23 protein-coding genes and 1 riboswitch are annotated in these 22646 nt (G+C 70.8%); of the genes, 10 read left to right on the top strand and 13 right to left on the bottom strand.

Going from position 1 to position 22646, the window contains the following annotated elements:
* Nucleotides 1–110: 110 nt before the first annotated feature.
* Both KU887_RS08895 and KU887_RS08890 read left to right on the top strand, forming a co-directional pair.
* Nucleotides 111–1235 carry a porin gene (locus tag KU887_RS08895; RefSeq protein ID WP_258250008.1) on the top strand — a complete coding sequence of 375 codons (1125 nt, stop codon included), beginning with the start codon at nt 111–113 and terminating at the stop codon, nt 1233–1235.
* A gap of 173 nt (nt 1236–1408) precedes the next feature.
* Nucleotides 1409–2113, top strand: a complete 705-nt coding sequence (locus tag KU887_RS08890; RefSeq protein WP_124633067.1) for a glutathione binding-like protein — start codon at nt 1409–1411, stop codon at nt 2111–2113.
* 88 nt (nt 2114–2201) lie between these two features.
* Here the strand turns inward: KU887_RS08890 and KU887_RS08885 are convergent, their stop codons facing one another.
* Nucleotides 2202–2705: a MarR family winged helix-turn-helix transcriptional regulator gene (locus tag KU887_RS08885; RefSeq protein ID WP_109341326.1), complete on the bottom strand. Its 504-nt coding sequence runs from the start codon at nt 2703–2705 to the stop codon at nt 2202–2204.
* A gap of 130 nt (nt 2706–2835) precedes the next feature.
* On the opposite strand from KU887_RS08885, the gene KU887_RS08880 reads away from it, so the two are divergent.
* The gene (locus KU887_RS08880; protein WP_258250007.1) at nt 2836–4014 is read left to right on the top strand and encodes an MFS transporter; all 1179 of its coding nucleotides are present in this window, start codon (nt 2836–2838) and stop codon (nt 4012–4014) included.
* 123 nt (nt 4015–4137) lie between these two features.
* Here KU887_RS08880 and cobM read toward each other — a convergent pair whose 3' ends face one another.
* From cobM to cbiE, 4 genes are read right to left on the bottom strand one after another with little or no spacing between them, the layout of a single operon-like run.
* On the bottom strand, nt 4138–4866 hold the full coding sequence (cobM, locus tag KU887_RS08875; protein ID WP_059723554.1) for a precorrin-4 C(11)-methyltransferase: 729 nt from the start codon (nt 4864–4866) through the stop codon (nt 4138–4140).
* Between the two features lie 42 nt (nt 4867–4908).
* The gene (locus tag KU887_RS08870) at nt 4909–5640 is read right to left on the bottom strand and encodes a cobalt-precorrin-6A reductase (protein WP_194130689.1); all 732 of its coding nucleotides are present in this window, start codon (nt 5638–5640) and stop codon (nt 4909–4911) included.
* Nucleotides 5637–6725: a cobalt-precorrin-5B (C(1))-methyltransferase gene (locus KU887_RS08865; protein ID WP_006484852.1), complete on the bottom strand. Its 1089-nt coding sequence runs from the start codon at nt 6723–6725 to the stop codon at nt 5637–5639. The genes KU887_RS08870 and KU887_RS08865 overlap by 4 nt, the downstream gene beginning before the upstream one ends.
* The gene (gene cbiE, locus KU887_RS08860; RefSeq protein ID WP_258255569.1) at nt 6725–7987 is read right to left on the bottom strand and encodes a precorrin-6y C5,15-methyltransferase (decarboxylating) subunit CbiE; all 1263 of its coding nucleotides are present in this window, start codon (nt 7985–7987) and stop codon (nt 6725–6727) included. Before cbiE ends, KU887_RS08865 begins: the two co-directional genes overlap by 1 nt.
* Nucleotides 7988–8189: 202 nt before the next feature.
* Nucleotides 8190–8382, top strand: a riboswitch (cobalamin riboswitch).
* Nucleotides 8383–8488: 106 nt separating this feature from the next.
* On the opposite strand from cbiE, the gene cobG reads away from it, so the two are divergent.
* The 5 genes from cobG (at nt 8489) to KU887_RS08835 (ending at nt 14607) form a co-directional block, all read left to right on the top strand.
* Nucleotides 8489–9850: a precorrin-3B synthase gene (gene cobG / locus KU887_RS08855; protein ID WP_309138172.1), complete on the top strand. Its 1362-nt coding sequence runs from the start codon at nt 8489–8491 to the stop codon at nt 9848–9850.
* Nucleotides 9843–10469: a precorrin-8X methylmutase gene (locus tag KU887_RS08850; RefSeq protein ID WP_006491059.1), complete on the top strand. Its 627-nt coding sequence runs from the start codon at nt 9843–9845 to the stop codon at nt 10467–10469. Before cobG ends, KU887_RS08850 begins: the two co-directional genes overlap by 8 nt.
* On the top strand, nt 10466–11200 hold the full coding sequence (locus tag KU887_RS08845; RefSeq protein WP_006491057.1) for a precorrin-2 C(20)-methyltransferase: 735 nt from the start codon (nt 10466–10468) through the stop codon (nt 11198–11200). Before KU887_RS08850 ends, KU887_RS08845 begins: the two co-directional genes overlap by 4 nt.
* Nucleotides 11197–12912 (top strand): precorrin-3B C(17)-methyltransferase, encoded by a 1716-nt coding sequence (gene cobJ / locus KU887_RS08840; protein ID WP_258250005.1) that lies wholly within the window; start codon nt 11197–11199, stop codon nt 12910–12912. Before KU887_RS08845 ends, cobJ begins: the two co-directional genes overlap by 4 nt.
* A gap of 339 nt (nt 12913–13251) precedes the next feature.
* Nucleotides 13252–14607, top strand: a complete 1356-nt coding sequence (locus KU887_RS08835; RefSeq protein ID WP_077020172.1) for a chitinase — start codon at nt 13252–13254, stop codon at nt 14605–14607.
* Between the two features lie 102 nt (nt 14608–14709).
* On the opposite strand, the gene KU887_RS08830 is transcribed toward KU887_RS08835, so the two are convergent.
* From KU887_RS08830 to KU887_RS08815, 4 genes are all read right to left on the bottom strand, one after another.
* Nucleotides 14710–15453 (bottom strand): IclR family transcriptional regulator, encoded by a 744-nt coding sequence (locus KU887_RS08830; RefSeq protein WP_006482989.1) that lies wholly within the window; start codon nt 15451–15453, stop codon nt 14710–14712.
* 60 nt (nt 15454–15513) lie between these two features.
* Nucleotides 15514–16680 (bottom strand): acyl-CoA dehydrogenase family protein, encoded by a 1167-nt coding sequence (locus tag KU887_RS08825; RefSeq protein ID WP_062910641.1) that lies wholly within the window; start codon nt 16678–16680, stop codon nt 15514–15516.
* Nucleotides 16681–16717: 37 nt separating this feature from the next.
* Complete coding sequence (locus tag KU887_RS08820) at nt 16718–18019, bottom strand: CitMHS family transporter (RefSeq protein WP_258250004.1); 1302 nt, start codon at nt 18017–18019, stop codon at nt 16718–16720.
* A gap of 126 nt (nt 18020–18145) precedes the next feature.
* Nucleotides 18146–19306, bottom strand: a complete 1161-nt coding sequence (locus tag KU887_RS08815; RefSeq protein ID WP_258250003.1) for a CaiB/BaiF CoA-transferase family protein — start codon at nt 19304–19306, stop codon at nt 18146–18148.
* A gap of 278 nt (nt 19307–19584) precedes the next feature.
* Here KU887_RS08815 and KU887_RS08810 point away from each other — a divergent pair, with 278 nt between their 5' ends.
* Both KU887_RS08810 and KU887_RS08805 read left to right on the top strand, forming a co-directional pair.
* Nucleotides 19585–19845, top strand: a complete 261-nt coding sequence (locus KU887_RS08810; protein WP_006492940.1) for a hypothetical protein — start codon at nt 19585–19587, stop codon at nt 19843–19845.
* A gap of 152 nt (nt 19846–19997) precedes the next feature.
* Nucleotides 19998–20420: an NUDIX hydrolase gene (locus tag KU887_RS08805; protein WP_034178420.1), complete on the top strand. Its 423-nt coding sequence runs from the start codon at nt 19998–20000 to the stop codon at nt 20418–20420.
* A gap of 33 nt (nt 20421–20453) precedes the next feature.
* On the opposite strand, the gene KU887_RS08800 is transcribed toward KU887_RS08805, so the two are convergent.
* The 4 genes from KU887_RS08800 to KU887_RS08785 all read right to left on the bottom strand — a co-directional run bounded on the left by KU887_RS08800 (nt 20454) and on the right by KU887_RS08785 (nt 22586).
* Entirely contained in the window at nt 20454–20780 is a 327-nt protein-coding gene (locus KU887_RS08800; protein WP_112750235.1) for a low molecular weight protein tyrosine phosphatase family protein, read from the bottom strand.
* A 25-nt stretch (nt 20781–20805) separates the two neighbouring features.
* Entirely contained in the window at nt 20806–21438 is a 633-nt protein-coding gene (locus KU887_RS08795) for a DUF1993 family protein (RefSeq protein ID WP_020979853.1), read from the bottom strand.
* A gap of 25 nt (nt 21439–21463) precedes the next feature.
* Nucleotides 21464–21916: a YaiI/YqxD family protein gene (locus KU887_RS08790; protein WP_006492939.1), complete on the bottom strand. Its 453-nt coding sequence runs from the start codon at nt 21914–21916 to the stop codon at nt 21464–21466.
* Nucleotides 21917–21977: 61 nt separating this feature from the next.
* A complete protein-coding gene (locus tag KU887_RS08785; RefSeq protein WP_060268074.1) occupies nt 21978–22586 on the bottom strand; it encodes a VWA domain-containing protein in 609 nt (202 codons plus the stop codon).
* Between the last annotated feature and the right edge of the window lie 60 nt (nt 22587–22646).

The following is a 22646-nucleotide window of genomic DNA, read 5'->3' as shown; positions in this document are numbered from 1 at the left end:
CACGGCTCGCGGCGGCGCGCATGTCGCGCGTTCCCGCCTGCCCCGATGCTTCCCCGCTTCACCCGGCCGGGCTCGATCCCGTCCGGTCCATGACGATTCTGGAGACTTCGATGAAGACGAAACTGGCCGCGCTCGCGGCGCTTGCCGGCTGTTCGGCGCTCGCGCACGCGCAATCCTCCGTCACGCTGTACGGCGTGATCGACACGGGCCTGCTGTACCAGAGTACGTCGGCCGCGTCGTTCAGCCCGAGCGCGCCGAACACCGGCAAGGTGTTCCGCATGAAGGACGGCGGCATCTATTCGAGCTTCTGGGGCATCCGGGGCAGCGAGGACATCGGCGGCGGCTACAAGATCAACTTCAAGCTGCAGGGTTCGTTCGACAGCAGTACCGGCAAGCTGCAGCTGAGCGACACGCCGGGCGCCGTCGCGATCTTCAACCAGGTCGCGTCGCTCGGCGTGTCGGGCCCGTTCGGCACGTTCACGGCCGGCCGCCAGATCGTGCCGATGATCTACGCGATGGCCGACACCGACGTGCGCAATGCGCAGTTCTTCGGCAGCGTGCTGACCGCGTGGCTCGGCCTGAACACGGCCGCCGGCTGGCCGGGCACGAGCACCAACGGCGCGATCGGCGCGCTGTACGACAGCAATGCGCTCGTCTACCAGTCGCCGACGTTCGCGGGTGCGTCGATCGCGCTCGAATACGCGCCGGGCGGCGTCGCCGGGCAGTTTCAGGGCGGCACGCGCGAATCGGTCGTGCTCAGGTATGCGAACGACGGGCTGAACCTGTCGGCCGTCTACTACAACGGTCACGACACGAATCCGGCGCCGGGCGCCGCGCCGACCGGCGTCGACAACAATCGCTTCGTCTACGCCGGCGCGAAATACACGATCCGCGATTTCTCGGTGTCGGCGTCGTACGGCAACGGCCGGAATCCGTCGCATGCGGACAAGGTGAACCTCGACATGCTGTCGGCCGGCGTCGGCTACCGCTTCACGTCCGCGTTGCAGGTCACGTCCGCCGTGTACTACCTGAAGGATCGCAACCGTTCCGAAAACCGCTCGACGGCGGTCGTGCTCGCGGCCGACTACAGCTTGTCGAAACGGACGATGGTCTATGCGCAGGTCGGCCACGTGAACAATCGCGGCACGATGGACCAGATGCTCGTGTACGGGCAGCCGGTCGCACCGGGCGTCGGCACCACGGCCGCGATGGTCGGGCTGCGGCACAACTTCTGACGGCGCCGGGCGAGGCGGCACCGGGCGCGCGTGGTCGAGCCCTGCATCGATTCCGCGGATCGGCTACAGTGGGCGTTTTTCGGCGCGCTCCGGCCCGCCGCCGCGCCGTGGAACGTGTTCGGGCGCGGCAGCGCAACGCTGCGCGGATCATCCACTTCGACGAGCGAACCTTCATGCCCGACCTGTCCGCCTTCCCGATCACGAAAAAATGGCCGGCCCAGCATCCCGACCGTCTCCAGCTCTATTCGCTGCCGACGCCGAACGGCGTCAAGGTGTCGATCATGCTCGAGGAAACCGGCCTCCCGTACGAGCCGCATCTCGTGCGCTTCGACACGAACGACCAGTTTTCGCCCGAATTCCTGTCGCTGAACCCGAACAACAAGATTCCCGCGATCATCGATCCGAACGGCCCCGACGGCCAGCCGCTGCCGCTGTTCGAATCGGGCGCGATCCTGATCTATCTCGCGGACAAGACGGGTCAGCTGATCCCGGAGGATCTCGCGGGCCGCTACGAGACGATCCAGTGGGTGATGTTCCAGATGGGCGGCATCGGGCCGATGTTCGGCCAGGTCGGCTTCTTCCACAAGTTCGCCGGCCGCGATTATGAGGACAAGCGCCCGCGCCAGCGCTACGTCGACGAGTCGAAGCGCCTGCTCGGCGTGCTCGACGCGCATCTCGCGAACCGCCAGTGGGTGATGGGCGATACCTACACGATCGCCGACATCGCGATCTTCCCGTGGGTGCGCAATCTGGTCGGCTTCTACGAAGCGGGCGATCTGGTCGGGTTCAGTGAATTCCGGCACGTCAAGCGGGTGCTCGACGCGTTCGTTGCGCGGCCGGCAGTGGAGCGCGGGCTCAATATTCCGGCGCGCGGCTGAGCAAGCGGGCCGCCGTGTGCGGCCTGCCGTCGGCTCGGGCCCGCCGCATTACGCGGCGGGCTTTTTTTGCCCGCGTGGTGCGCCGGCGTCACACGTCCGCCGCTGCGCCTTTCAGCCCCGCCAGCAACTTCCCCAGCAGTTCCGACAACTGCACCTGTTCCGCCTCCGACAGCGCCGCCAGCAGCGCACGCTGGTTGTCGATGTGCGCAACGACCGCTTCATCGATCAGCGCCCGCCCGGCATCCGTCAGCGCGACGAGCGTGCCGCGCCCGTCGGCGGGGTTCGGCCGGCGCTCGACCCACCCCGCCTTCTGCAGCCGATCGATGCGCGCGGTCATCCCGCCCGACGACATCATCAGCGCGTCGTACAGCGCGGTCGGCGTCAGCGCGAACGGCGCACCGCTGCGCCGCAGCGTCGCGAGCACGTCGAATTCGCCCGGCTGCATGCCGTAGCGCGCGAACAGCGGATTGAGACGGTCGCGCGCGATCACGAGCGCGGCTTCCTGCAACCGCCCCATCACCACCATCGACGTTGCGTCGAGATCCGGACGCTCGGCGCGCCATTGCGCGAGCGCATGCTCGGCTCGATCCATTAACCCTCCTCGGCTTGCCAGTTATCTTGACGTCGAGATAAATCACCGTTTATCTTGATGTCGAGATACTTTACCTGAAAAACGCGCGGCGCCTCGCTGGCAGCCGCGTACCGATAGAGAGGGCCTTGCAATGAATCGCTTCACTTCCCCCGGATGGCGGCTCGCCGCGATCGTGCTCGTCGGGCTGAACCTGCGGCCGGCGCTCGCCGCGGTCGGCCCGTTGCTCGACATGATCCAGCGCGCGACGGGGATCGGCGACGGCGCGGCCAGCCTGCTGACGACGATCCCGATCCTGCTGATGGGGCTCGGCGCACTGAGCGCGCGGCGCCTGCAGCGCCTCACCGGGATCGCGGGCGGCGTGTGGCTCGGTGTCGCGTTGATCGGGCTGGCTTGCGCGTCGCGCGTCGGTGCGCAGCATGCGTGGCTGCTGCTCGCGAGTGCGTGCTGCGCGGGCGTCGGGATCGCGATGGTGCAGGCGCTGTTGCCCGGCTTCGTGAAGGCGCATTTCGCAACCCGTATCGGCGGGGCGATGGGTGTCTACTCGACGTCGATCATGGGCGGTGCGGTGCTCGCGAGCGTCATCGCACCATTTGCCGCGGCGCGCTGGGGCTGGCTCGCCGCGCTTGCAGGCTGGGCGTTGCCGGCGGCGCTCGCCGCGCTGGCCTGGCCGCTGGCCAGCCGCGATGGCGACGCGCTTGCCGCCGGGCCGGCGTCGGTATCGAATGCGCGGCCGTCGCGTTCGCCGCGCGCATGGCGGCTCGCGCTGTTCTTCGGCATCGCGACCGGCGCATACACGCTGGTGCTCGCGTGGCTGCCGCCGTACTACATGCGGCTCGGCTGGTCGCCGACCGCGGCCGGCAGCCTGCTCGGCGGCGTGACGCTCGCGGAAGTCGTCGCGGGGCTGACGATTTCCGCGACGATCGACCGTCTGCCCGATCGCCGGCCCGCGCTGCATGCGGCGATCGCGTCGCTGTTCGTCGGGTTGCTGGTGATGCTGGCCGCACCGGAAGCGCTCGCATTGCCGGCCGCGCTGCTCGTCGGCGCGGGAATCGGCGCGCTGTTTCCGCTGTCGCTGATCGTCACGGTCGACCATGCGGCAACGCCGGCCGATGCCGCGTCGCTGACGGGGTTCGTGCAGGGTATCGGTTACTTGATCGCCGGCTTGTTCCCGTTCGCGGCCGGCGTCGTGCGCCAGCATCTCGCCGACCTGACGCCCGCATGGATCGCGATGGCGTGCCTCTGTGTCGTGCTGTTCGTGCTCGCGGCCGGGTTCGCGCCGAAGCGGGTGCGGCAGATGGCGCGAGCCTGAGCGACACCGCGGACCAGCGGCGCGGGCGTCTGCATGCCCGGTGTCGTCCCGGTCATGCTCGCTCGCGCACCGGCAATATCCTCGCGGCCCGTCCAGATACTCGGCTCCACGGCGCTGGCGTGTTCAGCCTGCGCTCGCGTACAGCGTCGAATCCGCGAACCCTTCGGCGTCGAGCACGCGCCCGATCAGGATCAGCGCGGTGCGCTCGATCTGCGTGCCCTGCACCTTGCCGACGATGTCGGCCAGCGTGCCCGTCACGCGCGCCTCGTCGGGCCAGCTCGCGCGATAGATCACCGCCACCGGGCAATCGGCGCCGTAATGCGGCAGCACTTCGTCGACGATGCGCGCGAGATGGCGCACGCCGAGATGGATCGCGAGCGTCGCGCGGTGCGCGGCCAGCCCGCCGAGCGCCTCGCCTTCCGGCAGTGTCGTCTTGCCCGCGAAGCGCGTGAGGATCACCGTCTGCGCGACGCCGGGCAGCGTCAGCTCGACGCCGAGCGTCGCCGCGCACGCGGCCGTGGCCGTCACGCCCGGCACGATTTCGTACGGAATCCCGAGCGCTTTCAGGCGGCGGATCTGCTCGCCGATCGCGCCGTACAGCGACGGGTCGCCCGAATGCACGCGCGCGACGTCCTGCCCGTTCGCGTGCGCGGCGGCGAGCAGCGCGACGATCGCGTCGAGGTCGAGCTCGGCCGTGTTGACGACCTGCTCCGCGCGATGACCGTCGAGCACGGCAGCCGGCACGAGCGAGCCCGCGTACAGGATCACCGGGCACGTGCGCACGAGGCGCTGGCCCTTCACCGTGATCAGCTCCGGGTCGCCGGGGCCCGCGCCGATGAAATACACCGTCATCGAAATTTCTCCGTCAATTCGTTGAGTGGCCGCTGCGTCGCGTCACGCGCGCGCGGCCGGATCGAGTGCGTCGATGAGCGCCGGGACCGAGTCGAACGCGCGGTCGGCATCGGGCAGCGGCGGCCGGCGCAGCATCACGACCGGCAGCCCGCGTTCGCGCGCGACGTCGAGCTTGGCCTCGGTGGCCGCGCCGCCGCTGTTCTTGCTGACGACGACGTCGATGCCCGCCAGCGCGAACAGCGCGCGTTCGCCGTCGAGCGTGAACGGCCCGCGCGCGGCGACGACCTGCGCACGGGCGTTGCCGGGATGCGCGTCGAGGCAGCGGACGAGCCAGAACTGGTGCGGCGGGATCGCATCGAGATGCGCGAGCGGTTCGCGTCCGAGCGTGAACAGCGGGCGCCGGAACGGCGCGAGCGCGGCCTCGATGCCGGCCCAGTCGTCGACCATCCGCCAATCGTCGCCCGGCTGCGGCGTCCACGGCGCGCGGCGCAGCGCCCACAGCGGCACGCCCGCGTCGCGCGTCGCCGCCGCGGCGTTCGCGCTGATTTGCGCGGCATACGGATGCGTGGCGTCGATCACGAGGCCGATGCCGGCGTCGCGCAGATACGCGGCGAGCCCGGCTGCGCCGCCGAACCCGCCGACGCGCACGTCGCAGCGCAGATCGTCGGGCGTCTTGCCGAGGCCGGCGAGACTGTAGACATGATGCGGGCCGAGCGCGCGCGCGATTTTCAGCGCGTCGCCAGTGCCGCCGAGCAGCAGGATGCGCGCGCTCATCGCGCCGCCCCGACGAAGCGGCCCTGCCGATCGATCGCGAACATCTCGACCGCGACCGACGGCGGCACGATGTCGCGCGCCACCTGCAAGGCATGCGCGCAGACCAGATCGCCGAGCGGCACGGCGTCGGCCTGCGCGAGTTTCAACGCTTCCTGGCTCGTGTTCGCCGCGCGCATCGCGGCCTGCAGCGCGTCGCTCGCACCGGCTTCGGCCGCCCACTGCGCGAGCAGCGGCAGGTCGATGCTCGAATGGCGGCTGTGCAGATCGAGATGGCCGGCCGCGAGCTTGCTCAGCTTGCCGAAGCCGCCGCACATCGACAGGCGCGCGACCGGCGCGCGCCGCAGATGCTTGAGCACCGCGCCCGCGAAATCGCCCATCTCGATCAGCGCCATGTCGGGCAGCTGGTAGTGCGCGCGCATCGCGTCCTCGCTCGCGTTGCCCGTGCAGGCCGCGATGTGCGTGATGCCGTTCGCGCGCGCGACGTCGATGCCCTGATGAATCGACGCGATATAGGCCGAACACGAGAACGGCCGCACGATGCCGGTCGTGCCGAGGATCGACAGCCCGCCGACGATGCCCAGCCGCGGGTTCATCGTCTTCAGCGCGAGCGCCTCGCCGCCTTCGACGCCGATCGTCACGTCGAAGCCGCCCGCGTAGCCGTGCTCGGCCGCAAGCGCCTCCAGGTGCGTGGTCATCATCTGGCGCGGCACCGGATTGATCGCCGGTTCGCCGACCGGCAGCGTCAGCCCCGCGCGCGTGACCGTGCCGACGCCCGGCCCGGCATGAAAGCGCACGCCGGGCGCCGCCGCGCGCGCGACGCGAGCGAAGATCAGCGCGCCATGCGTGACGTCCGGATCGTCGCCGGCATCCTTGATCGTGCCGGCTTCGGCGCCGTCGGCGGTCGTGCGGCAGAACTCGAGCCGCATCATCACGCGCTGCCCCTTCGGCAGCACGATCTCGACCGCGTCGTCCGCGTGACCCGTGAGCAGCAGCCGCGCGGCCGCGAGCGACGTCGCGGTCGCGCAACTGCCGGTCGTGTAGCCGAAGCGCAGCGGCGCGGGCTGTTCGGGGGTTTCGTCGCGCATCACGCGTCCGTTGGGTTCGACGGATGCGACGCGCCGGCCACGGCAGCCGCATCCGCGGCATCGGGCTTGCGCGCGTCGTACAGCGTGACCGGCAGCGGCTGCCGCCACGTGTCGAAGCGGCCGAGCGGTTCGGCATGCGCGAACGATACGCGCGTAAGCGTGCCGCCGTGCACATCGCGCCAGGCGGCGAGCGCCATCTCGCCCTGCAGCGTGACCGCGTTCGCGACCAGCCGCCCGCCGGGTTTCAGCGACGCCCAGCACGCGTCGAGCACGCCGGGCGCCGTCGCGCCGCCGCCGATGAAGATCGCGTCGGGCGCGGCGAGCCCCGCAAGCGCTGCAGGCGCACGGCCCGCGACGAGTTGCAGGCCCGGCACGCCGAGCGTATCGCGGTTGTGTTCGATGAAGCGTTGACGCTCGGCATGCGCTTCGATCGCGATCGCCTGGCAGGATGGATGCGCGCGCATCCATTCGATGCCGATCGAGCCGCTGCCGGCGCCGACGTCCCACAGCAGTTCGCCGGGCGCGGGTGCGAGGCGGCCGAGCGTCATCGCGCGCAGGTCGCGCTTGGTGAGCTGGCCGTCGTGGCGGTACGCATCGTCGGGCAGGCCGGGCGTGAGCGCGCGGTGCGGTGCGTCGGGGCCCGCCTGGCAGTCGAGTGCGACGAGATTGAGCGCGGCGGTTTCGTCGACGTGCCAGTCTTGCGCGAGGCCATCGATCCGTCGCTCGAGCGGGCCGCCGAGGTGTTCGAACACGCTGATGCGCGTCGGCCCGAAGCCGCGCGCGGCGAGTTCGGCCGCGACGGCGGCCGGCGTGCGGCCGTCGGCGCTCAGCACGAACAGGCGCCGGCCCGGCAGCAGGTGGCGGGCCAGCGTCGCGAGCGGACGCCCGACCAGCGAGACCGCGCCGACGTCCTGCAGCGCCCAGCCGAGGCGCGCCGCGGCGAGCGACAGCGACGACGGCGCGGGCAGCACGCGCCATTCGTCGGGAGAAAGCTGGCGGGCGAGCGTCGCGCCGACGCCGAACAGCATCGGGTCGCCGCTCGCGAGTACGCACACCGGCGCGCCGCGGCGCGCGAGCAGCCCCGACAGGTCGAACGGCGACGGCCATGCTTCGCGCGTCGCGCGCAGTCGCGCGGGCAGCATGTCGAGCTGCCGCTTCGCGCCGACCACGTGCGCCGCATCGAGCAGCGCGCGCCGCGCGTGGCGTCCGAGCCCCGCGTAACCGTCGTCGCCGATGCCCACTACCGTCAGCCACGCCGTCATGCACCCTTCCCCATCGTTCGATTCCATCGTGTCGCCGCGCGGCCGTGAAAGCGCCGGTGCAGCCGTCCGCGTTGCAAAAAACGGCATGGTACCGTGTTCCACCCCGCGTTTCATCTGCCCGCCCGCCCGCGCGCGGCCGTTGCCCGCTTCGCTCGCCGCGAACCGCCAGCCGGTCGCGAATCGCGACCGAAATCGGGTATCCTACGGCCGTTCGTTCGCCGGTGCCCTTCGGGGCCGAAGAGGGAACACAGGGCGCACCGCGCGCCGCTGTGGCTGCCCCCGCAACTGTAGACAGCGAGCCGATCTCCCTCCTCATGCCACTGGTTTCACCGGGAAGGCCGGGAGTCGGCGCCGACCTGTCAGCCAGGAGACCTGCCGGCCAGAAAGTGCGTGCGTGCCAGTCGGCGTCGGGCGGGGTGTACCGATGCGTTGGCCGCGGCGCCACACTGTTCCGGTATCCCGTTGAGTTCCGCCCCCGATTCGATTCCTGCGTCGCCCGTCGTGCGCCCGTCGGCCTGCCCGGGGCTCGTGCGCGTGGTCGCGGCCGCCGACGGCGGGTTGTGCCGGATCAAGCTGCCGGGCGGCCGGCTCGACGCGCGCCAGGCGCGTGCGATCGCCGCCGCCGCGCGCCGGTACGGTTCCGGCGCGATCGATGCGACCAATCGTGCGAATCTCCAGTTGCGCGGCATTCGCGACGGCGCGGCCGATGCGTTGACCCACGCGTTGCTCGACGCGGGGCTCGGCCCGCGCGCAAGCGCCGGCGACACCGCCGCCGAGGCGGCCGCGCTCGCGGCGAGCGACGACGTCCGCAACGTGCTGCTCAGCCCGCTCGCCGGGCACGACCCGGCCGCGCTCGTCGATAGCCACGCGCTCGCCGTGCCGCTGCTCGACATGCTGGCGAACGAGCCGCGCCGCGGCGAACTGTCGCCGAAATTCTCGATCCAGCTCGATGGCGGCGAAGCGGTCGCGGCGCTCGATCATCCGCACGACATCTGGCTCGCCGCGTGGCGCCGCGCCGACGGCGCGGTACGTCTTGCGGCGGGGCTGGCCGGCTGTCCGCCGGTGGCGCCCGGCGACCGGCCCGCGTCGGTCGACGTGTCGCCCGATCAGGGCGTCGCGCTGGTGCGCGCGCTGCTGCGTGCGTTCCTCGATCTCGCGCCGGCCGACGTCACGCGGATGCGCGCGTTGCTCGCGATGTGCGGCGAACGCACGCTGTTCGAACGCGCCCGGCGCTACCTGCCCTTTCCGCTCGCGGCCGATCCGGCGCTTGCCGGCTGGCGGCGCACGCATGCCGACCCGGCGTTGCGTTTCGGCGCGCAGCCGTCGCGCGCCGCGACCCGCTGCAGCGTCGGCGCGCAATTCGCGCTCGGGCGGCTCGACGCGGCGCAACTGGAACGGCTCGCCGCGCTGGCCGAAGCCGACGGCGACGGCACGCTGTCGATGACGCCGTGGCAAGGCGTGTTCATGCACGGCGTGCCGAACGAACGTGCGGTGGCAATGCGCGAAGCACTCAAGTCGCTCGGCCTCGTAGGCGCGGCGTCCGAGCCGCTGGCGGCGCTCGTCGCCTGTACCGGCAGCGCGGGCTGCGCGAAAGCGCACGCCGACACGAAACACGACGCACTCGCGCTCGCCGCCCGCATCGGCCGGCCGCTCGACGTGCACCTGACCGGCTGCGCGCGCCACTGCGCGCTGCCGCATCCCGCGACGCATACGCTCGTCGCGGTGGCGCCCGCACACTACGACCTTTACCGGCGCGACGCGACCACGGGCCTCGGCGCCCTGCTCGCGCGCCATCTGACGATTGACCAGGCCGCGGTCCGACTCATGGACGCGCGGCACAGCCAGGACACCACCGATGCTTGACTATATTCGCGACGGGCAGGAAATCTACCGCCAGTCGTTCGCGACGATCCGCGCCGAGGCCGACCTGTCGCAGGTTCCGCCCGATCTCGAGAAACTCGCGGTGCGCGTGATCCACGCGTGCGGGATGGTCGACGTCGTGTACGACCTGCGCTTCTCGGCCGGCGCCGGCACGGCCGGCCGCACGGCGCTCGCGGCCGGTGCGCCGATCCTGTGCGACGCGAGGATGGTTGCCGAAGGCATCACGCGCGCGCGGCTGCCCGCGGCCAACCGCGTGATCTGCACGCTCGGCGAGCCGGAGGTGCCCGAGCTCGCGCGCCGGCTCGGCAACACGCGTTCGGCCGCCGCGCTCGAACTGTGGCGCCCGCATCTCGCGGGCAGCGTCGTCGTGATCGGCAATGCGCCGACCGCGCTGTTCCACCTGCTCGACATGATCGACGCCGGCGCGCCGCGCCCCGCGCTGATCCTCGGTTTCCCGGTCGGCTTCATCGGCGCGGCCGAATCGAAGGCGATGCTCGACGCCGACAGCCGCGGCGTGCCGTACGTCGCGCTGCTCGGCCGGCGCGGCGGCAGCGCGATGGCGGCCGCCGCGGTCAATGCGCTTGCAACGGAGGTCGAATGACGACCGCGCGCGGACGGCTGTTCGGGGTGGGCGTCGGCCCCGGCGATCCCGAGCTGATGACGATCAAGGCGCTGCGCGTGCTGCAGGCCGCGCCCGTGGTTGCGTATTTCGTCGCGAAGGGCAAGAAAGGCAACGCGTACGGCATCGTCGAAGCGCACCTGCTCGACGGGCAGACGCAACTGCCGCTGGTCTACCCGGTGACGACCGAGGTGCTGCCGCCGCCGCTCTGCTACGAGACGGTGATCGCCGATTTCTACGACACCGCGGCCGAGATCGTCGCGGCGCACCTCGATGCGGGCCGCGACGTCGCGGTGATCTGCGAAGGCGACCCGTTCTTCTACGGCTCGTACATGTACCTGCACGACCGCCTCGCGCCGCGTTACGACACCGAGGTGATCCCCGGCGTGTGCGCGATGCTCGGCGGCACGGCCGTGCTCGGCCAGCCGCTCGTCTATCGCAACCAGAGCCTGTCGGTGCTGTCGGGCGTGCTGCCCGAGCATGAACTGCGCGAGCGCCTCGCGCGGGCCGACGCGGCCGTCGTGATGAAGCTCGGCCGCAATTTCGACAAGGTGCGACGCGTGCTCGACGAACTCGGGCTTGCGAAGCGCGCGCGGTACGTCGAGCGCGCGACGATGGCCAACCAGCGCATCGTACCGCTCGACGAGGTCGATCCGATGGCGTCGCCGTATTTCTCGCTGCTCGTCGTGCCGGGGGAAAAATGGCAAGGATGATGACGCCGCCCGCGATCGTGATCCTCGGCGCGGGCGCGCTCGATACCGCGCGGCGGATCCAGGCGCGTTACCCGGGCGCCCGTGTGCACGGTCTCGCGTCGCGCGTCGACGCCGACGTGCCGTTCGACGAGCTCGGCGCGCACCTGCGCGAACTCTATGCACGCGGCTTGCCGATCGTCGCGCTGTGCGCGGCCGGCATCGTGATCCGCTGCCTCGCGCCCGCGCTTGCCGACAAGGGCGTCGAGCCGCCGGTGCTCGCGGTCGCGGAGGACGGTTCGGCCGTCGTGCCGCTGCTCGGCGGGCTGACGGGCGTCAACGTGATCGCGCGCGAGATCGCCGAATGCGTCGGTGTCGCGCCGGCGATCACGACGAGCGGCGAACTGCGCTTCGGCGCGTGCGTGCTCAATCCGCCGGAAGGCTATGCGCTCGCCGATCTCGCGCAGGGCAAGCGCTTCGTGTCCGACCTGCTCGCGGGCGCGTCGACGCGCATCGACGGCGCGGCGCCGTGGCTCGACGACGTCGCGCTGCCCCGTGATGCCGCGGCTGCGCACGCGATTCGCGTGACGCCCGATGCGTGGCGCGGCGCGCGCGACGAGCTTGTGATTCATCCGCGCAGCGTGGTGGTCGGTGTTGCCGCGGATGCCGTGCATGCAGGCGAAGCGCTTGCTGCGCGCATCGACGCCATGCTCGACGCACAGGGCCTCGCGCGGCTGGCGCTCGCGGCCATCGTCGCGCCGGCGTCGGCGATCGGCGACGCCGCGCTGGAAGCCGCGGCGAGCACGCTCGACGTGCCGCTGCGTTTCGTCGATAGCGATCGCGACGGCAACGCGGCAGCCGACGCCGCCACGCTGCTCGGTCGTGCGTTGCGCGTCGCGCATACGCTTCGTGGCGAATCGCACGGTCTGGCATGCGCGGTCGCATCGCAGCCGGTCGACCCGGCCACGCTCGGCCGCGCACGCGGCCGCCTGACGGTGCTCGGCCTCGGCCCGGGCGCCGCCGCGTGGCTCACGCCGGCCGCGCGCGCGGCGCTCGCGGACGCGACCGACATTCTCGGCTATACGACCTACGTGAACATGGCCGGCCCGTTTCGGGCGGACCAGCGCGTGCACGGCACCGACAATCGCGAGGAAATGCAGCGCGCGCGCCATGCGTTCGAACTGGCGGCCGAGGGCCGGCGCGTCGCGGTCGTGTCGTCGGGCGACCCGGGCGTGTTCGCGATGGCCGCGGCCGTGCTCGAAGCGCTCGACGAAGCGCGCGACCCGCAATGGGCCGCGGTCGACCTGCGCGTGGAGCCCGGCATCTCGGCGTCGCTCGCGACGGCCGCGCAGGCCGGCGCACCGCTCGGCCACGACTTCTGCGCGATCTCGCTGTCGGACAACCTGAAGCCGTGGGACGTGATCGAGACGCGCCTGCAACACGCGGCGCAAGCCGATCTCGTGATGGCGTTCTACAACCCGATTTCGCGCGCGCGGCCGTGGCAGCTCGACCGTGCACTCGACATCGTGCGCGCGCATCGCGCGGCCGATACGGTGGTCGTGCTCGGCCGCGACATCGGCCGGCCGGGCGCGACGCTTGCGACGACGACCCTCGGCGCACTGCGCAGCGACCAGGTCGACATGCGCACGATGGTGATCGTCGGCTCGTCGACGACGCGGCGCTTCGCGATCGGCAACGCACGCGAATGGGTCTACACGCCGCGCTGGTATCGCTGAACGTCGCGGCGCGCGTACCGAATCCGGCGGCGCTCGCGCGAATGCGCATGCCTGCGAGCCGCTGACCGGCACGCCGGCGCGTCGCCGGTTCGCTGGAACCGGTCCATGCACGCGCTGCCTCCCGGTCAGCCGGAAAAAGTGCCCGCTCCGCGTTTCGCAACGCGACCGAATCGGCAAGATCGTTACGTATCGGGAATCGAATAACAAAAAGAAGAACACCTAAATTCCCTATTCGACCTGAATCCTCCAAGATAGGCACGCCGCCGACGGGACACGTGCCTGTCCCGCCGGCGGCGATACGCAGGCCAGCGTATCCCTCTTCCACTTGGAGAACACAGAATGAACAACAATGTGTTGCCGCGTTTCGTTCCGCGTGCGTTTGCCGCGGGTTGTCTGCTCGCGATGGCGAGCGTGTCGCACGGTGCCGGCGTCTATGCACCCTATGTCGACGTGACGCTCTATCCGACACCGCTGGTCGACCAGATCGGCGTGCGCCAGGGCATCCAGCAGTTCACGCTCGCATTCGTGGTCGCGGGCAACGGCTGCGTGCCGTCGTGGGGCGGCGTCCAGCCGATCGGCAACGGCGCGAGCGGCGGCCTGCTGACCGCGCTGTCCACGTCGATCGCGAGCTATCGTGCGAAAGGCGGCGAAGTCGCCGTGTCGTTCGGCGGCGCGAACGGCACGCCGCTGATGCAGGCATGCTCGACGGTCCCCGCGCTGAAGAGCGCGTACCAGACGGTGATCGACACGTACGGCCTCACGCACATCGACTTCGACATCGAGGGCGCGTCGCAGCAGGACACGGCTGCGGTCGCGCGCAACTTCCAGGCGGTCGCGCAACTGCAGGCCGACTACGCGGCGAAGGGCAAGCCGCTGCACGTGACGCTGACGCTGCCGACGATGCCGACCGGGCTCACGCAGGACGGCGTGAACGTCGTCAACGCGGCCATCGCGAACAAGGCCACGTTCGATGCGGTCAACGTGATGGCGATGGATTACGGCCCCGCGAACCTCGACATGGGCGCCGCCGCGATCAGCGCCGCGCAGGCGCTCTACTCGCAGCTCGACACGGCGTTCAAGTCGGCCGGGCAGCCGAAGACCAATGCGCAGCTGTGGCAGATGGTCGGCGTGACGCCGATGATCGGCGTGAACGACGTGCAAGGCGAAACGTTCACGCTCGCGAATGCGCAGACCGTGCTGAACGCGGCAATCGCGAACGGCTACGGCTTCTTCGGCAACTGGTCGGTCGGCCGCGATCAGGCGTGCCCGTCCGGCGGCACGTATGCGTCGCCGACCTGCTCGGGCGTCGCGCAGCAACCGTACGCGTTCGCGACGATCTTCAAGAAGCTCGACGGCAAGTGGGGCGCGGGCGTCACGCAAGACCCGAACTACGGCGGCGGTTCGGACGGCGGCACGCCGCAGCCGGGCGCACCGTGGGCGGCCGGGCAGGTCTATACGGCCGGCGCGACGGTCACCTACCAGGGCACGACGTATCAGGCGCAGTGGTGGACGCAGGGCGACGTGCCCGGCCAGGCGGCCGTGTGGAAGCCGGTCGGCGGCGGCACGCCCGCGTGGTCGGCGACGACCGCCTACCAGGGCGGCACGTGCGTGACGTACCAGGGCGCGAAGTATTGCGCGAAATGGTGGACGCAGGGCGACAACCCGAGCGCGGGCGGCGTGTGGGTGAAGTCGTGACGCTGCGACGCGTTCGCGCGTGACGCGCGGCGGGCCGTTTCCGGCGTGTCAGCACCGAACGCCGGCGACGGCCCGCTGCCTGCGCCGTCGCGCGCCGCTGCTCTACCCGCGCGCGTGTTCGGCCAGCAGCCGCGCCTTCGCGTCGACGAGCAGCGCCGCATGCGTGTCGCGATGCAGGCGAATCCGCTCGGTCGGCCCGACGACCGACAGCCCGTACCAGTCGCCGTCGAGCATCAGCGCCACCGCGATCGCCGACAGTTCGGGCGCGCTCTCGCCGAAGTTCTCGGCCCAGCCGAGTTCGCGAAACCGCGCGGTCTGCGCGACGAGCGCCGGCAGGTCGGCCACCGTCGCGTCGGTGAAGCGCTCGAACGGCAGTTGCCCGCCGAGCGCCTGCTGCGCGTCGCCCGCGAGTTCCGCGAAGATCGCCTTGCCGATCGAGTTCGCGTGCAGCGGGCGCAGCTCGCCCGGCTGGCGCGTATAGCGGATCGCCTGCTCCGATTCGACGACGTCGAGATACGTGACCGACGCGCCCTGGATCTTGCCGAGCACGGCGGTTTCGCGGCTCGCGTCGCGCAGCGCGACGAGGTGCGGATGCACGATGTCGACGACCGGATCGGGCGCGTCGATCGCCGCGGCGATCGTCTGCAGGCGCCGCGTCGGATAGTAGCCACCGCGCTTGCGCACTTCGTACAGGTAGCCGCGGCTCACGAGCGTGCGCGCCATCGCGAGGCAGCTCGACGCCGGCACGTTGAGGAGGCGCGCGAGTTCGGTGAGCGGCAGCGGCCGCCGTTCGGCGGCGAACAGCTCGAACAGGTCGAGCGTGCGGGCAACGAGTTTGACGTCCATGACGAGCGCTTGATTCGGAACGGGAAACCGCGCGCCGGGCGAGCCGCCGGGTCGCTACGGTCAGTACGACTTCGGCAGCCCGAGCACCTTCTCCGCGATGTAGCACAGGATCAGTTGCGGACTCACGGGCGCGAGCCTCGGAATCATACACTCGCGCAGATAGCGCTCGACATGATATTCCTTCGCGTACCCCATCCCGCCGTGCGTCGCGATCGCCGTCTGGCAGGCCTGGAACGCGGCTTCCGCGCCGAGGTATTTCGCCGCGTTCGCCTCCGCGCCGCACGATTGGCCCGCGTCGTAGCGCGTCGCGGCCTTCATCACCATCAGCCATGCGGCCTCGAGCTGCATCCACGCCTGCGCGAGCGGATGCTGGATCGACTGGTTCTGCCCGATCGGCCGGCCGAACACCACGCGCTCGCACGCATACTGCGTCGCGCGGCGCAGCGCGGCCTGCCCGAGCCCGATCGCCTCCGCGGCGATCAGTATGCGTTCCGGGTTCAGCCCGTGCAGCAGATAGCGAAAGCCGTCGCCTTCGTTGCCGATCAGGTCGTCGCGCGACACGCGCAGGTTGTCGATGAACAGCATGTTCGAATCGACCGCCTTGCGGCCCATCTTCTCGATCTCGCGCACTTCGACGCGCGAACGGTCGAGGTCGGTATAGAACAGGCTCAGCCCGTCGGTCGGCTTCGCGACCTGGTCGAGCGGCGTCGTGCGCGCGATGATCAGCATCTTGTTCGCGACCTGCGCGGTCGAGATCCAGATCTTGCGCCCGCTCAGCACGTAGTGATCGCCGTCGCGGCGCGCCTGCGTGCTCAGGTGCGTGGTGTCGAGCCCGGCGTCGGGTTCGGTCACCGCGAAGCACGCCTTGTCGTGCCCGGCGATCAGCGGCGGCAGGAAGCGCGTCTTCTGCGCGTCGTTGCCGAACACCTGCACCGGGTTCAGCCCGAAGATGTTCATGTGAACGGCCGACGCGCCGGACAGGCCGGCGCCCGACGCGCTGATCGTGCGCATCATCAGCGCCGCCTCGGTCATCCCGAGCCCGGCGCCGCCGTAGGCCGGGTCCATTGCGATGCCGAGCCAGCCGGCCTCGGCGAGCGCCGCGTGGAAATCGGCCGGAAATCCGCCCGCGCGATCGCGTTCGAGCCAGTAGTCGTCGCCGAAGCGCTCGCAGATTTTCTCGATCGCGCTTTCGATCGCGCGCTGGTCGTCGGTCAGGTCGAACTGCATGGACTGCTCTCCCGGGAAGCGTGAACGGCCGCGCCGCTCACAATGGAAACACGCCCGTCGCGACCGCGGCGAAGACCATCAGCACGGTGGCGGCGAACAGGAACGGAATCGTGAATTTCTGGTGCTCGGCGAGCTCGACGCCGGTCAGCCCGACGATCAGGAACGTCGCGGGCGTGAGCGGGCTCACCGGAAAGCCGGTGGTCATCTGGCCGAGCAGCGCGGCCTGCGCCATCTGGATCGGCGGCACGCCGAGCAGCTTGCCGCTTTCCGCGAGCACCGGCAGCACGCCGAAGTAGAACGAATCGGGATCGAACAGCAGGCTGAGCGGCATCGACAGCAGCCCGAGCACGAACGGCATGTGGCGCGCATGTTCGACGGGCACGTGCGCGACGACGACCTCGGCCATCGCCTTCAGCATCCCGGTGCCGAACATGATGCCGGTGAACGCGCCGGCCGCAAGCAGCACGCTCGCCATCATCAGCGCGGCCTTCGCATGCGCGTCGATCCGTTCGCGCTGGGCCTGCACGTCCGGGTAATTGATCACGAGCGCGGCGACCGTGCCGAGCATGAACATCACCATCGGGTCGACAATGCCGGACACCAGCGTGACGAGCACGACGAGCGTGAGCGCGACGTTGATCCCGAAGCGGCCCGGCCGACGCAACGCGCGTTCGGCGTCGGTCAGCGCGCGCGGCGCGATCGCGAGCGAAGCCGCGCCGGCGCGGTCGAGCCCGAGCCGTTTCGCCTCGCGCGCGCCGAGCACGTACGCGGTGCCGAACACGAACGCGAGCCCGACGATCTGCACCGGAATCATCGGCGTGAAGATCGCCGAGCCGGGAATGTGCAGCGCGGCCGACGCGCGCAGCATCGGCCCGACCCACGGCAGGAAGTTGACGCCGGCCGCCATCGATGCGACGCACGCGAGGATGCGGCGATCCATCCCGAGCCGCGTATAGAGCGGCATCATCGCGGGCAGCGTGACGAGAAACGTGACGGCGCCCGAGCCGTCGAGATGGATCAGCAGCGCGAGCAGCGCCGAGCCCATCACGATGCGCGGCGGATGACAGCCGATCACGCGCAGCACGCCCGCGATGATCGGATCGAGCATCCCCGCGTCGGTGAGGATTCCGAAAAATAGAATCGCAAAAACGAACATGCCGGCGATCGGGCCGATGTTCTGTACGCCGTGCACGACGAACTTGCCGGTCTGCAGCCCGAAACCGGCCGCGAGCGACGCGGCCACCGGTACGACGATCAGCGCGACGAGCGGCGACAACCGCTTCGTGATGATCAGGCCGAACAGCGCGACGATGGCGACCGCGCCGATCCATGCGAGCATGATGCGTCTCCTCTGCAGCCGGTGCGCAGGGCGTGCCGATGCGCGGGCCGGCGTGATGTCCGAATGATGGTGTGCGGCGCGCGCCCGTGCCCCGCGATGCGGCACGGCCGGCGGCCGCGATGCCGGTCAGCGCCGGCGGTGGTCGTGATCGTCGCCGTCCGCGAACACCTGCGCCGCATGTTCGTTCAGTGCGGGCGGCGGCCGCCGGTACGTGGCCGGCGTGCGGCCGAGCTTGATCGGCGACGCGATGCCGCGATGCCGGCCCAGCTCGACCTTCATCTGCCGATGCGCGACATGCGGATGGTCGAGCGCCGCGTCGAGCCCGAGCACGGGCGCGCACGGCACGCCGCGGCGCATCAGTCGTTCGGCGAGCGCGGCGCCGTCGTGCGCGGCCAGCGCCGTTTCGAGCAGCGTGCGCAGTGCGGCGCGATGCTGGCTGCGCGCGCGGTTGTCCGCGAAACGCGGATCGTCGAGCCAGTCGCGCGTGCCGAGCACATCGCACAGCGCGGCGAACTGTCCGTTGTTGCCGACTGCCAGGAAGATGTCGACGCCCGCCGTCGGGAAGCTGTCGTACGGCGTGATGTTCGGATGCGCGTTGCCGGTGCGCACGGGCGCCTTGCCCGAATGAAAGAAGTTCGGCGTATGCGGGTGCAGGATCGACAGCGCGCAGTCGAACAGCGTCGATTCGACGAACTGGCCGCGGCCGCTGGCGTCGCGCTCGCGCAGCGCCATCAGCACGCCGAGCGCCGCGTTCAGCCCCGTGACGAGATCGACGATCGGCACGCCCACTCGCAGCGGCGCGCCGCCGGCTTCGCCGTTGACGCTCATCAGCCCCGCGAGCGCCTGCACGGCCGCGTCGTAGCCTGGCAGCCCGCCGAGCGGGCCGTCCGCGCCGAAACCCGACACGCGGCAATAGACGAGGCGCGGAAACCGCGCATGCAGCGCGTCGAAGCCGAGCCCCCAGCGCTCCATCGTGCCGATCTTGAAGTTCTCGACGACCGCGTCCGCGTGTTCGAGCAGCCCGAGCAGCCGCTCGCGATCCGCCGGCTGCGTCAGGTCGAGCGCGATGCCGAGCTTGTTGCGGTTCACACCGAGGAAGTACGACGCGGTGTCGCCGTCGAACGGCGGGCCCCACGTGCGCGTCTCGTCGCCGGACGGCGGTTCGATTTTGATCACCTCCGCGCCGTGATCGGCGAGGATCTGGGTCGCGTACGGGCCGCCCAGCACCCGCGACAGATCGATGATGCGCAATCCCGCCAGCGCGCCCTGCTGCTCGTGTTCCGCCATGCGTCTCGCTCCTGGTTCCGGTTGATCGGACGGCCGGTTCCGGCGGCCCGGCACTGGCGCTGGGCTTCTCCGGATTCGGCGAATAATTCTTGTATGTGAATTTATATTCACACTCAGGAATTATGTTGTCAAGCCCGGATGGGACCCGGCTGCCGCGCGGAGAACGTCGTCGCGCGCAAGGGGGGACGACACCGAACGCGGGCGGTTGCGGGGGCGCCCCGCCGTTCGCTAAGCTGGCGGGCAACGTTCACCCCCATCAGTAACGAGGCGGAATATTCATGAAACGGTTGTGGCTGGCGGCCTTCCTGCTCGCATCGACGCTGGGCATCGCGCACGCGCAAAACCAGACTTTCCACTTCGGCGAGGGACAAACCGGGGTATCGGGCGCCGCGCCGCATGCTGCCGCGCCGGTGGCCCGGCCCGCGCCCGCACGCCGGCACGTCACTGCGCCGTCGCCGCATCACCGGCGTGCCGTTCACAAGCGCCGTCATTCGCGCCACGCGAGGCCTGCGCGCAGCGGGATCCATACGCACGCGTGAGCCGTCGCCCGTGGCGCGACCGCGGTGCACGCAACTGTCACGAACGGCCGGTAACATCGGCGCGGCGGCGTGCATGCCGTGGCAGCCGGCCGCCGACCCTCGCGCGGCCGACGCGCCTTTTTCTCCACGATTCAGTACCTGTTTTGCCGAACATGAGCATCGGGCCGGATACCGTCGCCGTCATCAAGGAACGCGCCACGATCGTGTGCCGCCAGCGCAGCAGCGTGCTGCTGGTCGCCCGCACCGCGGCGCGCTGGTCGCTGCCCGGCGGCACGATCCGGCGCGGCGAGACGCCGCTCGAGGCCGCGCGGCGGGAACTCGCGGAGGAGACGCGGCTGGAGGGGCTCGCGCTCGACTACGCGGTGCAGTTCGGCGGGCTGACGAAGCTGCATCACGTGTTCGTGGCCGACGTGCCGGCACACCTGACGCCGCGGGCGAGCAACGAGATCGCCCGCTGCAAGTGGTTCACCATCGACCGGCTCGACACGCTGCGGGCGAGCGTGCCGACGCGCAAGATCATCGAGCTGCTGCGGCTCGACTGTTTTTCGGCGTTCGCGAGCGGGCCGCTTCGCTGAGGTCGACGCCGGCTCGGGCTCCGATTGCGGCGACTACGCGCGCAGGAACGGGCCGGCCTTGCGTTCGAGCAGCGCGACGAGTTCGGGCTGCATGAACGCGTAGCGAGCGGGAATGTCGAGGCAGACGATCTTCCGGTGCTTCAGATGCGCGCCGAATTGCGCCGACAGTCGCGCCTTGTGCGCACGCTCCATCACGAACACGATGTCCGCCCAATCGAGTTGCTCGGCCGAGAGCCGCACGTCCGCATCGGGCGCGAGGCCCGCGGAGTCGGTGTCGATGCCGGGCCACGCGGCGAACACCGCTTCGGCCGTCGGGCTGCGCAGCCGGTTGCGGCTGCAGATGAACAGTGCCCGTGTCATGTCGCTGCGCGGCGCCCGAGGGGGCTCAACCTTGCGGAATCGTGCCCGGCCGCACGTACGCGAGCATGTGCGGCACGTAATCGGCCTTGCCGAGCTCGACACCGTGATGGCGCAGGATCGCGTACGCGGCGATCGCGTGGAAGTAGAACTGCGGCAGCGCCCAGTCGCGCGCGTACTGTTCGCCCGTCATGTCGAACGCGATCCCGTTCGGCAGTTCGAGCGCGATCGGCAGCGCTGCGCCGCCATCGAGCGCATCGGGGGCGAGTTCGCCGAGAAAGGCGAGCGTGCCGGCGATGATCGCCTGCGCATCGGCCGGCGAACCGGGTTGCGCATCCGCATTCCAGCCCGCCTCGCGCAAGGCCAGCAACGCCGCCGGCAGCGGTTCGCCGCGCAGCCGGTGAACCGGCTCCATCGCCTGGAAACACGAGAAGCGCACCTGGGCGGCGAGCGGATACATGTCGGGCGCCAGCCTCAGCGTCATCGCCGCGTCGGGGTCGTCGCCGGCGGCCTGCCGGTGTGCGACGGCCTTGTCGAGCCACGCGGACTGCGCGCGCAGCATCTGGGTGTAGGTCGGAACGAGAAGTTGGGTGGGTGACACGCATGCGCTCCTGTGTTGGGGTTCTCGCCCCACGATAGCAGCGTCGGCGCGAACCTGCATCCTGGCCGGGCGCCGACGTGTGCCGTTACGGCTTGCCGTGCCGCGCCAGGAACCGGTCGAGCTGCGACGCGAACGTCTTGCCGTCGCGCGCGCTGAACGGCGCCGGCCCGCCCGTGTCGATGCCGGCGCTGCGCAACTGGTCCATCATCGCGCGCGTCGACAGGCGCTCCTCGATGTTTTCGCGGCTGAACCAGTTGCCGCGCGGGTCGAGCGCATGCGCGCCCTTGTCGAGCACGGCGGCGGCCAGCGGGATGTCGGCGGTGATCACGAGATCGCCGGGCTCCGCCAGCTCGACGATGCGCGCGTCGGCCACGTCGAAGCCGGCCGGCACCTGCACGGCCTTGATGAACGGCGACGGCGGCGTGCGCAGAAACTGGTTCGCGACCAGCGTCACGCAGATCTCGGCACGACGCGCGGCGCGGAACAGCATGTCCTTGATGACGGCGGGACACGCGTCGGCATCGACCAGTACTTGCATGGCGGGGGTTTCCAGTGGACAGAAGCAGAAGCGGCGATCATAGCGCACCGCCGGCCGGCCATCAGCCGGCGCGATCCGTGCAAAGCGCGTCGGCCGTCACCCACTGCGCGCCCCACGCCGCGGCGAGCCGCGCGCCCTGCCCGATCCGCACGGCCGCGTCGTCGAAGTCGACGAACACGACGTGATCGGCCGCCGCCGGCCTGGCCGGCATCTCGCGCGTGCGCCCGTCGGACAGCACCCACAGCCAGCGCTGCTTGCCGGGCTCGCGGCGCGCAGCGCTGGCCAGCAAGCGTGCGGCGGCCGCGATGCCGTCCGCGAGTGGCGTGCCGCCGCCGCCGTCGACCGGCTCGAGCCAGCGCGCGTTCCACCAGCGCGGCACGGCCGGGCCGAAGCGCCGCGCGGCACCTTGACCGCCGAAGCAGATCAGCGCGGTTTCGACCCGCGCCCGCGCGGCCTGATCGAAATACGCGACGATCAGCCCCTTCGCGAGCGCGAGCCGCTCGTGCGACAACATCGACGCCGAACAGTCGAGCACGAAACAATGCAGCGCACGCGGCGTGCCCGCGCGTTTCCCGAACCGCAGATGCTCGCGATGCAGCGGGCCGCCGCGTTTCGCGGCGAGCGTCGCCGGCCACGCGACGGCCGTGCCGGCGCGCACCGTGCCCGGCACGAGTGCGGCTGCGCCTGACTGCCATCGAGGACCGCGAATCGCGTTCGCGGCGGCGCCGGC

This window comes from Burkholderia sp. EMB26, from assembly GCF_024730645.1.
Taxonomy (GTDB): Bacteria; Pseudomonadota; Gammaproteobacteria; order Burkholderiales; family Burkholderiaceae; genus Burkholderia; species Burkholderia cenocepacia.
The sequence above is the reverse complement of the archived record's forward strand: the minus strand, read 5'-3'. Positions and strand labels throughout refer to the sequence as shown.